The organism is Mesorhizobium kamtschaticum, assembly GCF_056174585.1.
In genome coordinates this window covers 77,861-90,650 of record NZ_JBWBWI020000002.1, presented here as the reverse complement: position 1 = coordinate 90,650, position 12,790 = coordinate 77,861, and the positions used below count along the sequence as shown (strand labels likewise).

The 12,790-nt window shown below is 62.7% G+C and carries 11 protein-coding genes and 6 pseudogenes; 4 read left to right on the top strand and 13 right to left on the bottom strand.

What is annotated here, in order from left to right; translation table 11 throughout:
* Positions 1 to 53 precede the first annotated feature (53 nt).
* Positions 54 to 333 (top strand): annotated as a pseudogene (locus tag AC0V7N_RS36125) (HU family DNA-binding protein).
* A 36-nt stretch (positions 334 to 369) separates the two neighbouring features.
* On the opposite strand, the gene AC0V7N_RS36120 reads toward AC0V7N_RS36125, so the two are convergent.
* The 12 genes and pseudogenes from AC0V7N_RS36120 to AC0V7N_RS36065 all read right to left on the bottom strand — a co-directional run bounded on the left by AC0V7N_RS36120 (position 370) and on the right by AC0V7N_RS36065 (position 10,116).
* Positions 370 to 807 carry a TA system VapC family ribonuclease toxin gene (locus AC0V7N_RS36120; protein ID WP_475461667.1) on the bottom strand — a complete coding sequence of 146 codons (438 nt, stop codon included), beginning with the start codon at positions 805 to 807 and terminating at the stop codon, positions 370 to 372.
* Positions 804 to 1,031 carry a ribbon-helix-helix domain-containing protein gene (locus tag AC0V7N_RS36115; protein ID WP_258580822.1) on the bottom strand — a complete coding sequence of 76 codons (228 nt, stop codon included), beginning with the start codon at positions 1,029 to 1,031 and terminating at the stop codon, positions 804 to 806. The genes AC0V7N_RS36120 and AC0V7N_RS36115 overlap by 4 nt, the downstream gene beginning before the upstream one ends.
* Before the next feature lie 278 nt (positions 1,032 to 1,309).
* Positions 1,310 to 1,621: a DUF736 family protein gene (locus AC0V7N_RS36110; protein WP_496628267.1), complete on the bottom strand. Its 312-nt coding sequence runs from the start codon at positions 1,619 to 1,621 to the stop codon at positions 1,310 to 1,312.
* 637 nt (positions 1,622 to 2,258) lie between these two features.
* Positions 2,259 to 2,552: a type II toxin-antitoxin system mRNA interferase toxin, RelE/StbE family gene (locus tag AC0V7N_RS36105; RefSeq protein ID WP_496628266.1), complete on the bottom strand. Its 294-nt coding sequence runs from the start codon at positions 2,550 to 2,552 to the stop codon at positions 2,259 to 2,261.
* A complete protein-coding gene (locus tag AC0V7N_RS36100; protein ID WP_183455093.1) occupies positions 2,549 to 2,857 on the bottom strand; it encodes a type II toxin-antitoxin system RelB/DinJ family antitoxin in 309 nt (102 codons plus the stop codon). The genes AC0V7N_RS36105 and AC0V7N_RS36100 overlap by 4 nt, the downstream gene beginning before the upstream one ends.
* Before the next feature lie 221 nt (positions 2,858 to 3,078).
* Complete coding sequence (locus AC0V7N_RS36095; RefSeq protein WP_496628421.1) at positions 3,079 to 4,005, bottom strand: zincin-like metallopeptidase domain-containing protein; 927 nt, start codon at positions 4,003 to 4,005, stop codon at positions 3,079 to 3,081.
* A gap of 333 nt (positions 4,006 to 4,338) precedes the next feature.
* Positions 4,339 to 4,926: a hypothetical protein gene (locus AC0V7N_RS36090; RefSeq protein ID WP_496628265.1), complete on the bottom strand. Its 588-nt coding sequence runs from the start codon at positions 4,924 to 4,926 to the stop codon at positions 4,339 to 4,341.
* Between the two features lie 543 nt (positions 4,927 to 5,469).
* A pseudogene (locus AC0V7N_RS36085) lies at positions 5,470 to 7,500 on the bottom strand (winged helix domain-containing protein); the annotation flags it as partial.
* 85 nt (positions 7,501 to 7,585) lie between these two features.
* A pseudogene (locus tag AC0V7N_RS36080) lies at positions 7,586 to 7,983 on the bottom strand (DUF3085 domain-containing protein).
* An 18-nt stretch (positions 7,984 to 8,001) separates the two neighbouring features.
* Entirely contained in the window at positions 8,002 to 8,598 is a 597-nt protein-coding gene (locus tag AC0V7N_RS36075; RefSeq protein WP_496628264.1) for a DUF1419 domain-containing protein, read from the bottom strand.
* A gap of 112 nt (positions 8,599 to 8,710) precedes the next feature.
* A complete protein-coding gene (locus tag AC0V7N_RS36070; protein WP_496628263.1) occupies positions 8,711 to 9,697 on the bottom strand; it encodes a DUF3991 domain-containing protein in 987 nt (328 codons plus the stop codon).
* A gap of 236 nt (positions 9,698 to 9,933) precedes the next feature.
* Positions 9,934 to 10,116 carry a hypothetical protein gene (locus AC0V7N_RS36065; protein WP_258580827.1) on the bottom strand — a complete coding sequence of 61 codons (183 nt, stop codon included), beginning with the start codon at positions 10,114 to 10,116 and terminating at the stop codon, positions 9,934 to 9,936.
* 364 nt (positions 10,117 to 10,480) lie between these two features.
* On the opposite strand from AC0V7N_RS36065, the pseudogene AC0V7N_RS36060 reads away from it, so the two are divergent.
* From AC0V7N_RS36060 to AC0V7N_RS36050, 3 pseudogenes are all read left to right on the top strand, one after another.
* Positions 10,481 to 10,967 (top strand): annotated as a pseudogene (locus AC0V7N_RS36060) (Ros/MucR family transcriptional regulator).
* A gap of 37 nt (positions 10,968 to 11,004) precedes the next feature.
* Positions 11,005 to 11,343: pseudogene (locus AC0V7N_RS36055) on the top strand (peptide deformylase); the annotation flags it as partial.
* Positions 11,332 to 11,467 (top strand): annotated as a pseudogene (locus AC0V7N_RS36050) (IS1595 family transposase); the annotation flags it as partial. The pseudogenes AC0V7N_RS36055 and AC0V7N_RS36050, both read left to right, overlap by 12 nt.
* A 292-nt stretch (positions 11,468 to 11,759) precedes the next feature.
* On the opposite strand, the gene AC0V7N_RS36045 reads toward AC0V7N_RS36050, so the two are convergent.
* Positions 11,760 to 12,788, bottom strand: a complete 1,029-nt coding sequence (locus AC0V7N_RS36045; RefSeq protein ID WP_475461600.1) for an IS110 family RNA-guided transposase — start codon at positions 12,786 to 12,788, stop codon at positions 11,760 to 11,762.
* Between the last annotated feature and the right edge of the window lie 2 nt (positions 12,789 to 12,790).

Genomic DNA, 12,790 nt, shown 5'->3' with positions numbered 1-12,790 from the left:
CCGTGTTGTTGTGAGCCAAACAGTGACCAGCAACAACGCGAGGAGCACGTTCCATGACGACCGCAAATGAGATCGCTGACAAGATTGCAGCCGACAACGGTCTGACGAAGATGCAGGCCAGGAGCATCGTCGACAGCGTGTTCAAGGCAATCGCCGATGTGGCCGCGAGCGGTGCCGAGACGAGCCTGCCCGGTTTCGGCAAATTCAAGGTGAAGGACACACCTGAACGCGAGGGCCGCAACCCGTCGACGGGCGCGACCATCAAGATCTCCGCCTTCGAAGAAGCTGTCCTTCACGCCGGCAAAAGCCATCAAGGACGCGCTCAACGGCTGATTTTGCCGGGATACCTGACAGAAGGAGCCCGGCGGTCTAGCTTGTGGTGATCAGGTGTAGTGAAGACTTCCCGCTCTTCACGGCCGCCGCCGACAGCTTGCGGTCAAAGCTCGCAAGTTGGCCACCATGGGCCTTGGCGAGCGCAAGAAGATAGGTGTCGGTGACCTGTGCCGAGGTCAGGATTTTTGCAGCATCGATGTCGCCGGAGCCAACCAGGCTCACATCGTCGGGCCAGAAGCTGTGCCCCTGCAGGGCTCGCAACTTGGTAACGATTTGCGCAACGACGGCAGGCGAGCCGGGAGAATTAGGATATTTTTGGTTGCCGACGATGCGCAGGACACCGTTTTCGGTGATGGGACAGGTAGCCCATGCGGCGTGGCCGGTCACTTCGAACCAGCCATGCGCATCGTCATGGGCGACATGGCCAGGATCGATCAGCGCGATCAGCACATTGACATCGAGCAGGAAGGTCACGGCAGCTCGTCACGTAAGGCGTTGACCGTCTCAAGCGTGACAGGAGGTGCATCCGGCCGAGGCGACAGCAGAGGAATCCCGTTGCGCTCGCTGCCGGCCTGCGGGCGGCGCAGCGAGCGCCGGGCGAGATCGGTGATGATCTCCCCCACGCTGCGATCCTGCTGCCGGGCCATGGCCTTGGCCGCGACCAGGACGTCGTCATCGATCGCCAGTGTCGTTCTCATATCGCCCTCCTTGGTGCGCATCAATCATCACGCATCATATAGAGCAGCGACGACAGATACTCAAGCGGCTCGAGTTATCGGACACGAAAGCCGCATCGCCGTTCCAGACGTCGACCAGTTCGGTCCACGCACCGCCCGGGCAGACGGGGATGTCGACGGAACCAAGAGCTCTTGCTGATGCGCGATGGTGCTCGTCATGTATGTGTCCTTTCGGTTGACCAGTTCGCCAGTGGAAGGCTGAAGGCCCCGCCTTGCGGCGGAGCCCTCGCGCGAGATCCTCAGTCCCGGTTTGATCGGGACCAGATCAGCTGCAGGCCTTCCTCGCCGTCAACTTCGATCAGGGTGGCGTAGATCGGAGCGGGGAAGCTCGGGTCGTCCAGCTTGACCGAGAGGTAGTCACGGCCTTCGGCGGAGACCTTCTGCCAGGCGGCGCCCAATTCGACGTTCGCCGCCGCGAAGATGCGGAAGTGCGGGCCCTTGTCCGAGGGGTTCTCGACGCGGACCAGCTTGGCCTTGACGTTGAGGTTGAGGGTTTTGATCGTGCCGGTAAAGCCGTTGCCGGTGGAGATGAAGGTGCCTATGGTAGCCATTTGTCTCATTCCTTTGTTGGTCGGGCCGCGCCCATCGCGACCTCGATGACGGTCGGTGGAACGGAGGCGATCGACCCGCACCCACCGGGGTCCCCGTTGCGCGTGCGCAATGGGGTCCTTAGGGCTGGAACGAAGTGGAAGGCGGCCGGGAGCGACTTTCTTGGATCGCGAGGAATGGCGGCGCAGCCGGCAGGGGAAGAAGTCGCGCAGGCCGTTGCCGGGACAAGATCGAGAGCCCGCGCTCCGGGATCGGCCTTCGGTCAGACCAGTCACATCGAGGACGCAGATGGACGTGCTTTCGGAAACAGGAATGAAGACAGACGTTCCACCACCGCCTCATCGCCATGAGACGGCGACTTGTGTGATCAACTGTCCGTCCGGACGACGGCAGCCTGCGAATCTGCCCAGACCCAGTAGGCAGGGTCGTGCTCACAAGCACCAACGCCGACATCAGAACCGAGACGTCGTGGCAGGATAGCAATGTGAGCGCTCGACGTCACTCGTCAGGCCGACCGGGGCATTCAACCGAAGCCGAGACTATGGCGCCGGTTCAGCAGAACGCTGCCGGCAACGGCGTATCGGGTGCCCGGCTTCAGTCGGGATCAGCGTCACCGTGCAGGCGATTGCATCACGGAAGCTAGTCGGACGAAAAGTCCTCGGGCCACATCTGCGCGCCATGGAGAACACGCAGGATACGGATAGCATCATGGGTTAGAACGTAGGCTGCAATATATGGCGTTCGGGAGATGACCAGCTCCCGCGTGCCGGGCACTCGTCCAGGGCGTCCACTCGCGGGAAACTCGACCAGGCGGAGCACCGCCTGCGCGATATGCTCGTCAACGGCAGCAGCCGCGCGCGGGCTATCGGCTTCGATATGGGTGAAGATGTCGTCGCGATCAGCAAGCGCAAACGCTGACCATTTCAGCCTCATGACTGGGTAGTTCCTGCCTTGCGTAGCGCGGCAGCGCGTCGGGATGCAAAATGCGTCTCTACATCTTCAGCGGTGACATCGGTCCGGGTATCTTCGAGTGCCTGCATCACCTTGGCGCGAAACCATGCATCATGAGCCTCGCTGTTGCTGATCAGTTCCAGCGGCAGTGCACCTTCATTGGCGGTGCGCGTCAGCAGGATGCGTACTACGTCGGAAACCGTCAGCCCCATGCCTTCAAGCACGGACGCCGCGCGGTCCCTGATGTTGGAATCGATACGTGTCTGCACGAGTGCGTTTGTCGCCATGGTTGTCTCCTGTCTCGAATCCACAATGTAATGCACTTGAATGACTGTTGCTAGCTACGACGACCACACACTAATCGTGGCATCGCTGGCGAAGAATGCAGGCGGCTCCCCTGCGGTGGCAAGGCGCAGGCGGCCTTCCAATACCCTCGCTGCGAACGCAGCGTGGCCCTTCAGCGCTCTGGGATGGCCCAGCGCCATCCCATGCGATCGGAGATGCAGTATCACGCAGCGTGCTCGACCAGTGTCCCCTGCGGCTGGAGATCATGCAGATAGTCGACCGCCCGCTGGGCATGGGCCGCCGCGGCGAAGATGAAACGCTTCTCGTTCCTGAGAATGTCGAGCCAGCTCGCAAGATAGCTTGCGTGATCGGACCTCGGCTCGAGCTCGGGAACGATGCCGAGATCGGCCGCCAAAAAGCAACCGCCCAGATCGGCCACGAGTTCCTCGTGCGCTCTGAAGGAGCGATTCTTGTGATACTGGGCGAGATTGCGATCGAGCCGCCTGTCAGACCCGACCCAATGGGTCAGTTCGTGCCCAAGAGTCGCATAGTAGCTGGGCGCGTCGCGAAAACTCTCGAACGGCGGCATTTGCACGACATCGAGAGCCGGATTGAAATAGGCCTTATCCCCACCGTGCCGGATGACAGCACCGGTGTTCGCGAAGAAGGTGTCCGCGTTTTCGATCCGCTCCACCGGATCGGCTACCGGAGCGGGATTGCCGTAATATTGTGCCGGAAGCCCCTCGATCTGGTCGGCGCAGAACACCGTATAGGCCTTGAGGAAGGGAATGCCGCGCTCGACCTCTTCGCCCTGGGCATCGGTTTCGGTTCGGTTGAAGCGGTTGGCATAGACGACCATGGAGCCGGTTTCACCCTTGCGAACATGACCGCCGAGCTCGACGCTCTGCTTGAACGTCATCCAGGTCGGGGAAACAAAGCTTCGCGCAACCGCCTCCGACCAGAGAAGCAGCGTATTGATCCCCTGATACGGCAGTCCGTTGTGGCGAAGCGGGCGCGTTGTACGCCCCGTGGTGTTCGCCCCGCTCCAGGGCTTGACCCAGGGGCGCACTCCCTTTTCCAGATCCGCGACGATGCGATCGGTGATTTTCGCGTAGATGTCGACGCGGGTCTTGTTGTTTTTCCTGTCCATTTCCGAACCTCCATTCGAGGCCGCGCCAATCGCGGCCGTCACGAGGTCCGCAAGCGGAGGACCGCAGGTCCGCGAACCCGCAGAAGAGGAAGCGGAAGGCGGGGAAGCGTTGCATGCGGGCCGCAACGTCAGTGGAGGACGGCGCAGCCGTTTCGGGGCCGAGGACCGGAGCAGAACCAACATTCGTGACGGCCGCGATTGGCGCGGCCTCGACGACGGTTTCCATTTCTTTGGCTTCGGATGCCCTGGCGCACGCGAAGAGGCCGGCGTCCAGTAGGACGCCAGCCTCAAGGGAGGAAGATCGGGCGGAGCCGAAGCTCCGCCCGTTGGGGGTTAGCCAAGCGCCGCCATCTGGAGATCGGCTGCCTGCCGGTTGACGATATGGCCGGGGCTTTCGGGCTGGCGCTCGTAGGGCTTCCAGCTTTCACCGATGATGTGCTCGTAGGCGGCGACGGCGCCCTCGGCCGCCATGCGCAGGGCGTGTGCCTGAAGGCCCATGTCGGCGGCGAATTCGCGCTTGCGCTGGGCCTTGCTGTCGAAGCCGACCGGACCGTCAATGTCCTCGTTGCGAGTGTCATTGGCGAGCTTGGCCGTGGCGTCCTTGGCCTCGGTAACGGCCTTCGAGTAGAACTGGCCTGCTCCAAAGGCCGAGCCGACATAGGAGCCGACGATCCGCTGTAGGTGGATTTGCATGGCCTTGTCGGAAAGCCCCTCGGAGAGTGTATCAGCGCCTTCGATCAGGCTGCGCTCATGAAAGTCCCGGATGCCGTCGCTGTCGAGGACAGGAAGGCCGAAGCTTTCGGATATGAGAGAGGCCTGGTTGCTGTCCGGGCAGCAGAGCCGGACCATTTCGAGGGTCGTGACCTTGCGGAGCTGGACGACGCGGGCCTTGGCCTTGCTTGAGCGGGCTGAACTGGACATTGAGCTTACCTTTCTAGCGATGCCCTTCAGGTGTTCCGGCCCTTGCCGGTCTTTCCTGCGGGTGCGGTCAAAAGGAACCGGTGGAAGCTGGACACTTCAGGGTCCGGGACCTGCCAGGCGAGCGAGGTCGGCTTGCGGACAAGCGGGGGCCAGTCCTTTCACTGGTCCTTGTGAAGGACGCGGGCCGGCCTTGCCGAGATCGGCGGGTTCCGGCCGCTCCGCGGCGCGTCAGCGGCCTTGAAGTGGCCAGCCGCCGGTTCAGACCGCAGCAAACCCGCCGGGAAGACCGGCAAGGGGATGATCACGGGCACCGGCATGCGGAAGGATAGGCGCCTGTTCGGCTCGCGCCGCAATAAAGTCCCATGGGTTGCCGCACTGGCGCCGGGCGCCGTCGATCTGATGATGGTCGCTCGCTCGACACGGATGTTGCCACCCCCGCATCCATGTTTGACCTTTGGCAGTGACTGGCCAGCATCTCGGATCACGCACAGAGCGTCTCCGATTGAAGTCGCTGCCGCAATATCGCCATGGCGCTTTCCTGCCGCGCCAGCTTGCGCGACAAGGCGTCGATCTCCGGCTGGCGCTCAGCGGTAAAGGCAGCGAGGTTGGCGCGATACCGTTCGAGGAATGCACCTGCAACAGCTCGGCGATGTGATCGGGATCGACATGCCCGCGCTCGTTGAGCACGACCGCCAGCGCATCGGCCGGCGACGTGATGACGGGCGGCCGGGGTGGCGCGATCACTCGCTCGGTAAACAGGGGTCCGGGCTTTGCCGTGTTGGTCTCCAGGTCGTAGTCCTCGATTGAGGCCACCAGCCAGCAATCGGGATCGTCCAGGAACGGCTGGATGTTGGGCCGGCGGTGCGTCTCGCGCACGTCGCCGGTTTCCTCATCTTGCGCGGTCGAGACAGTGGTAAAGTTGATCGGTCCGAACGCGCGCACGAAGCTCGACCAGGCGATGCGCAGCCTGACCTGCGCCGGCTTCCACGGCCGGTCGAACTCCTGGGCCTTCAGCACCTCGCGTACGGCGTCACGAATCGGGACCAGCTTGCGGAGGATGCGGACATGCTTTTCCGGGATGCCGTCGCCGGTCCCGCCCTTCCGAATCTGGATGGTGACGGGCTCGCCGTCGACCATCTGCATCAGCGCGGTGTTCTGGCCGATGAAGTAGCTGCCCTCGCGGATTGTCGCGCCGTCCGCTGCGTTGCGGGCCGGCGCTTCAAAATGCTCGCCAGCGTCTGCTCCGATCTCTTCCGGTTCGCCGTCATAGATGGCTTCCGGAAGGAGATGCACGGCGGCTGTCAGTGCCGCATCGAGATCCGTGCCGGCATGCGGCAGGCAGGTATAGGTCTCGTCGGGACCGTAGATCTCGCGGCGACGGGCATGCTCCCCGAGCACCATGTCAGGATGCATCGCAAACCAGCGGTTCACGCGGATTGCGCTCTCGTCCTCGGTGGCGGGCTGAACGTCCTCCAGGTCGAGCCATGACACATCGCCTTCGGGCTCTACGTGCTTGCGCCTGCGGAAGAACAGGATGTCGACGACAACATCCGTCCCGGCATCGGCGCGAAAGTTGCCCTCCGGCAGGCGAATGGCAGCGACAAGATCCGCCATTGTGGCGATGTGCTCGCGGGCGCGGGCATCGGCCTTGTCCATCGTTCCACTGTAGGTGACGAAGGCGGCGAGTGCGCCCGGCTTCAGCCGAGAGACGGCCTTTGCGATGAAGTAGTCGTGTAGCCGGAAGCCGTGCGAGCGGTATGCGGGATCGGATCGGACGATCCTGTCCGAGAACGGCGGATTGCCGACCGCCAGATCGAAATGCTCGGCCAAGTCGACCCGCGCGAAATCCTGGTTGAGGATTCGGGCGTTCGGCTGAAGGAGGCGCGCGATCCGCGCCGTGACCGGATCGATCTCGATGCCGGTGACGTGCGAGGCAGCGCGCAATGCCTCTGGCATCAACGCCGGAAAGAGCCCTGTGCCGACGCCCGGCTCCAGCACACTGCCGCTACGGAAGCCGAGCCGCCACAAGCCGGCCCAGATCGCTCGGATGATGTATTCCGGTGTGAAATGGGCGTACTGGGTGCAGCGGGCCAGCGAGGCGTAGTCCCGTCTGTCGACTGCTTCCTCCAGATCGGCGGCTATCTCCTCCCAACCCTTGCGGAACGTCTGCTCGCCGGGGCGGCGGAACACGCCGTTCGCCAGTGCTGACGCTCCAAAGCCGGTGAACCGGATCAGCGCTGCTTGGTCCTCGGGCGTGGCAGACCGCTGCTGGTCGACGATATCGGCGGCGAGCCGTATGGCGGCGAGATTGTCACGCGCCCGGTCCCGCCAGGATTTGTCGAGGTCGCGGGTCGCCGTCAGCTTGAAGTTCTCGCCCTTATCGACCTGATGCGCCCGAGCAGGCAATGCGGCCGCGCCGATCGGCATGGCCGGGGCTGGTGAGACGGGAGACGGATCGTCATCGACCGGACTATCGGCGGAGGACGTCGAAAAGGCCGTTACCCCGACGCCGAGGCCCGAGGACAGCGCAGTGTTTCCGAAGAGGTCGAGAGTGAAGGGGTCGTCGTGGGGCATGGAAAATCTCCTTGGATTTTTGGCGAGCGCGATCACGCGGACGGCGTTGTCGGCCGCGTGAAGGGCTGGTGAGGGTGTGAAGGGGCTAGCGGGCGATCAGGGACAGCGAGACTTCGTTCTCGGTCAGCTGCACGAGCAGATGCGTGCGGCGGATGTTCCGATCGAACAGCGGAATGAGCCTCTCTGCGTCGATGAATTCGATCCCGTCGTCGCCGCCGAAATGGCGGTGTTTGTAATGGAACCAGTCCGGATTGCCGACCGGATGGCACTCGTCGGAATAGACACGAGCGGGCGGTCACCGTCGGCGAGTTTTCCGTTCGACATGATGTAGACCCCCTGGTCTCCGACCAGCCAAACGCCGGCGATCTCGCCCTTGCCGGGCCTGAGGCCGTAATACGGGTTGCGGAATCCGCCATTGGCGGCGGCATCGGTCTTTCCGCGTTCGATGACCTTGCGAACGCCGAGAATGGGAAACGTGAACATGGCCGCCCCCTCACGACGCTATCGCGTCGGGAGGTAGCACAGATGCACCGGAAGCTTGGCCGAGACCTCTTCGTCGGTGAGATCGTTGAGCAGCTTCAACGTCGTGCCCCGGCTGCCGCCGTAGACGGTGATGGTCCGCTTGCCACGTGCAGGCTCCGGCCAGCGGTCACCGGCATAGCCGCGATAATCATCATGGGTCGCGCTCCAGATGTGTTTGCGGCGCTCGGTCCGCGTCATTGCCTTCACCGGCCGCGATTCCCGGTCGACGATCGCGGCACGCATCCGCTCGGGTAAGCCCCTGTCGGAAATGTCGCAATAGCCGTGGAAATGACGGAGCTGGCTGTCGATCGTCAGCGCGAAGAAGACGCTGGTGACACTACCGGTCAGGAATTGGCGCATCGCGAACATGTCGCCGCGCATCCAGAGTGGCGGCAGGATCTCGAACATATAGTCGTGGTCTGCCTGGCCGGTCTCGAACCATTCGCCGGCATAGAGCGCGCTCGCGTCGGCGTCCCAGCGGTTAGGCCGCTGCGCGTGACGGTCGAACATGCGGAATATCTGGCGCCGGTCGGCGACGCCCTGAAAGACCTTTCTGATCGGGGATACGGGGTGCATGGCGGGCTCCTTTCAGCCTGGTCGGGCTGGAGCGCGGCCCATCCTTCCGATTTCGCCGTCAATTCAGCCCTTCATGACCCCTCCCCCGCGGCCGCCTCTCCGTCCGGCCGGGTCAAGGGCCGCGCAGCGGGCGAAGCTTCACCCTTGACGCGGCAGGCGGCATGCGGCAGTTGGGTTTTTTCTTCCCTCTCCGTTCCTCTTCTTCTTTCATCATCGCCTGCAGATCGTCGTTCCAGTCTTCCGTGACCGGCCGCAACCGCGCAAAGCCGCATGCCGCCGCGACGGCGATCGCCTCGATGCGTTCGGCATAGGCTTCGCCCTGCACATTGTTGTCGGTCGCGGCGACAAGCTGCGTATTCAGGCGGGTCGCAAGCGTCCGTATGGCCGTCTCGGTCGCGGGCGCCCATCCGCCGCCGGTGCTCAGATAGAGGCTGTCGGGCCGCAGGCTTTCGATCGCGGCAAGGCTCATCGCGTCGATCGCCGCCTCCGTAACGCAGAAGCGAATGGCCTCGCGTGGCCCCAAGCGGAACAGTACCTTCCCACCGCCGGTGGCGAATCCGCGCCATTCCGGTCCGCGTTCTTCCCAGCCGGTGACGACACCGTCGTCGTCGACATGAGCGGCCCATACACTGCCGCGCGGTCCCTCGCGAAGCCGATCCTGCCGCATCGCCGCCCGGATGACGGATTCCGGGAGGTCCCGCTCGTTGCGCAGATACCGCCCGGTCATGGAGCCTCGCCAGGGCTTGCGCCGAAAACGCCAGCGCTCGGGGACGCCGATGTCCGGCGCGTGGTCGCGGGGCTGGCGCGTCCAGACTGGTTCGCTCGGCACGAAGCCGACCAGTTCCGAAACCCGCTGCAGCACCTCCGCGAACCCGATGTCGTCGAGATGCGCCACGAGCGAAAACACGTCGCCTTTAGCGTCGGACAGCGGATCGAACCAGCCCTTGCCATCGTGGATGACGATAATGATATCGTCACCGCGCCGGTATTTGACCGCCCGGCGCGTGCTTTCCTTCTGATCGATCGCGAAACCGGCCTGCTCCAGCACGGCCGCGCAGAGCACGCGATCCCTCAATTCCTCGACGTCTCTCTTTTCCATCGTTGTTCCGCCGGATCGCCTTCACACTCCCCGGCCCTTTCCTCGATTGCCTTTCCTTTCCGCAGCCTCTGCGGAACCATCCTCGCCCGCCGCGAAGAGCGAAGGGGGCGAGGGCGCGGCTGGTACGTGATGAATCAAATCAGGGCGCGGTAGCGCCACGGCATCGCCAGCCGCGGCGCAGCCTCCCTTGCGGCCGCCGCTCGCAAGCGGCAAATGCCCGCCCGGGCGAACCCGGCTCAATGAGCCGGGCCGAACTGGTAGGGGTCGTATTCGTGGAGGACGATGACGTCGGCGTCGTCGAGTTCGTCGCTCGGCAGGACGCCGTATTCGCCGTCGACCTGGAATAGCGTCACCGGGACCATCAGGGTGCGGGCAAGCTGGAACGCGTGGGACTGCGAGAGGCTGAGATTGTGCGACATGGTCTGGCTCCCGTTCTGGCGGGGACCAATTCCCCGCTCGACAGGCGCCCGTCGGGTTCGGGACGGACCGCGATCACCGCTGAGGCGTCAGCCTCAAGGCCGCACGCTCGCGTAGCGGACCCCTTGCGGGTTGATCGGAAAGGTCGGGATTGGACCAAGGGAAATGAGCCGATAGGAGCGGGGTTGGAACCTGCCATGGGCGCCAGTGCGAATAACGCGCAATCCCTCGTCCATGGCCCCTGCATCGCTCCACAGACAATGCGGATCGTCACCGACGGCTTCCGGTCCTGTACGGCCGGCCAAGTTTCCTGTAGCGAGATCGCGGTGGGGATCGCAAAGAACGAATTAGCGTGAGAATTCGCAAATGCCTGAAGAGATTGCTGCGCCCGAAACTGAGCTCCTGGAGCTGACCGCGAACATCGTTGCCGCGTATGTCAGCAACAATCCACTTCCCACGTCCGAACTCGGCCGCGTGGCTGCCGATACCTATGCAGCGGTCAGCAAGCTGCGGGAAGCACCGGCGGCACAGCCGGAAGAAAGGGGCGCGCCAGCGGTCCCGATCAAGAACTCGGTGACGCCAGATTTCATCATCTGCCTGGAAGACGGCAGGAAATTCAAATCGCTTAGGCGCCACATCGGTACTCACTACAATACAATATGACGCCGGATGAATACCGCGCAAAGTGGGGCTTGCCTGCGGACTACCCGATGGTTGCCCCTAACTACACGGCAGCGCGGTCTCAACTGGCGAAGGCAAGCGGCCTAGGAAAAAGGGAGCCGTGCCTGAGCCCGTAGTTCCCCCGGCGCCAGCACCGGCGAAACGCCGCAAGATCGGCCTGAAGATCACCTGACTTCCGACACGATGATCGCTGGGCGAAGGAGTGACATGTGACGGTCCGGCCGATCGTGAGATTTCCCGACCGTCGCCTTCGAGCTGTCGCCGAGCCCGTAACAGACTTCGATGACGATTTGCGGAACCTCGCCATCGACCTGGCGGACACCATGCACGCGGCGCCTTGCATCGGGATCACCGCCCCGCATATCGGCATTTTGAAGCGACTGGTCGTAATCGAACTGTCCCCAGCGCGGCTCCGAACTTACGTCAATCCGGCTATCCTTTGGGCCTCCGCCGAAATGATCCGGCACACGGAAGGTAGTGTCTCGATGCCAGGCGTCACTGAGGAGAGCGAACGCCATGCCCTCGTTCGCGTAGGCGTGCGAACCCTGTGGTCGCGCGTGCCGCCTGCGCTGCAATTGACGAATGTTTTTCGCACCGCCACGGGTCGTCAGATGCGCCGAAGCCAGTATGGCGGCATCATCATCAAAATCAGCCGTAGCTGTCTTTGGTTGATAAAGGCCGCGTACGATTTCGCACTGCTCTTCTGTGGTTGCCGCCCGTTGTGCAAGTCGTTTCTTACCTTTTGAACGTGTGATCGAATGCGGTCTTCTGTCAGGCCTTCATTTGCGGCGTTTTCGGAAGCCGCTGGCCGGGATGGTGATCAGCGGATCAGGTCCAAATCTTGTTCACGAGCTCTGAGCTCGAAGAGCAGTGCTGGTTTTCCTGAGCCGGATCGTTCGATCTTGTGCCCATTCAGGTCATCGACTTCTCACACCTGTTGGCCGGACATTGACGATAGCTGCGTTCATGCAGCCGCCGGCAACCCCGGATTCCGATAATCTTCCTGCCGCATCAGCATCGCCCAGATCATACGCGCCATCTTATTCGCCAGCGCGATCGCCACTAGCATTCGGGGCTTTCTTCCAAGCATACGCATCATCCAGGGATCAGTGGATGTTGCCTTGCGGCTCGCCCAATTTACGCGAGCCATGGCACCGATGATCAGCAGCCGACGAATGTCGACCTGGCCGGCCCTCGATACCTTACCCAGCCTTTCCTTGCCGCCGGACGAAAACTGTCGCGGCACGAGGCCAAGCCAGGCGGCAAAGTTGCGCCCCGATTTGAAGGTTTCCATCGTTGGCGCGAAAGCTTCGACCGCCACAGCGGTCATCGGCCCGATACCCGGCATAGTCTGAAGACGCCGCGCCATATCGGTCTGCTTGGCGAGAGAGGCCAGCTTCTGGGTCTTGTTGTCAATTCTAACGGTCTTTTCAGCGATTTGTGCCAAGAGATCATGGCCTTCTTCGCGTACGAGATCGGGGAGGTTACTAGCCGCGTCGTTCAATATGGCTTCCAACCGTTTGATGTGTCCGAGGCCCACAGGAATGACATGCCCATATTCATAGAGCATTGCGCGCAGCGCGTTCACTAGTTCCGTGCGTTGATGGACAATGCGTTCTCGCGCTCGAAATAGAACAGCCCGTGCTTGCTGATCCGGTGTTTTAGGTTCGACAAAACGCATTTCCGGCTGTCGTGCCGCAATGACAATCGCTTCCGCATCAGCAGCGTCGTTCTTCTGACGCTTCACGAAAGGGCGCACATATTGTGGTGCGATCAGCTTGACCTCATGGCCCAGCGACATCAACTCGCGTGCCCAGTAGTGGACGCTGCCGCAAGCCTCCATGACGACAACAGCCGTCGGCTGGCTCTGCATGAAACGCAGAAACTGCCCGCGCGACAACTTCTTGCGAAACAGTACCTCGCCCGTCATCGACGCCCCGTGGAGCTGTAAAACATTTTTTGCCAGATCAACCCCGATCATTATATTCTTCATTT

Bases quoted from the DNA above. Each gene is read 5' to 3' on its own strand.
- AC0V7N_RS36115 (WP_258580822.1), bottom strand. From the start codon at position 1,031: ATGAGAACGACACTGGCGATCGATGACGACGTCCTGGTCGCGGCCAAG.
- AC0V7N_RS36110 (WP_496628267.1), bottom strand. From the start codon at position 1,621: ATGGCTACCATAGGCACCTTCATCTCCACCGGCAACGGCTTTACCGGC.
- AC0V7N_RS36105 (WP_496628266.1), bottom strand. From the start codon at position 2,552: ATGAGGCTGAAATGGTCAGCGTTTGCGCTTGCTGATCGCGACGACATC.
- AC0V7N_RS36100 (WP_183455093.1), bottom strand. From the start codon at position 2,857: ATGGCGACAAACGCACTCGTGCAGACACGTATCGATTCCAACATCAGG.
- AC0V7N_RS36095 (WP_496628421.1), bottom strand. From the start codon at position 4,005: ATGGACAGGAAAAACAACAAGACCCGCGTCGACATCTACGCGAAAATC.
- AC0V7N_RS36090 (WP_496628265.1), bottom strand. From the start codon at position 4,926: ATGTCCAGTTCAGCCCGCTCAAGCAAGGCCAAGGCCCGCGTCGTCCAG.
- AC0V7N_RS36075 (WP_496628264.1), bottom strand. From the start codon at position 8,598: ATGCACCCCGTATCCCCGATCAGAAAGGTCTTTCAGGGCGTCGCCGAC.
- AC0V7N_RS36070 (WP_496628263.1), bottom strand. From the start codon at position 9,697: ATGGAAAAGAGAGACGTCGAGGAATTGAGGGATCGCGTGCTCTGCGCG.
- AC0V7N_RS36065 (WP_258580827.1), bottom strand. From the start codon at position 10,116: ATGTCGCACAATCTCAGCCTCTCGCAGTCCCACGCGTTCCAGCTTGCC.
- AC0V7N_RS36045 (WP_475461600.1), bottom strand. From the start codon at position 12,788: ATGAAGAATATAATGATCGGGGTTGATCTGGCAAAAAATGTTTTACAG.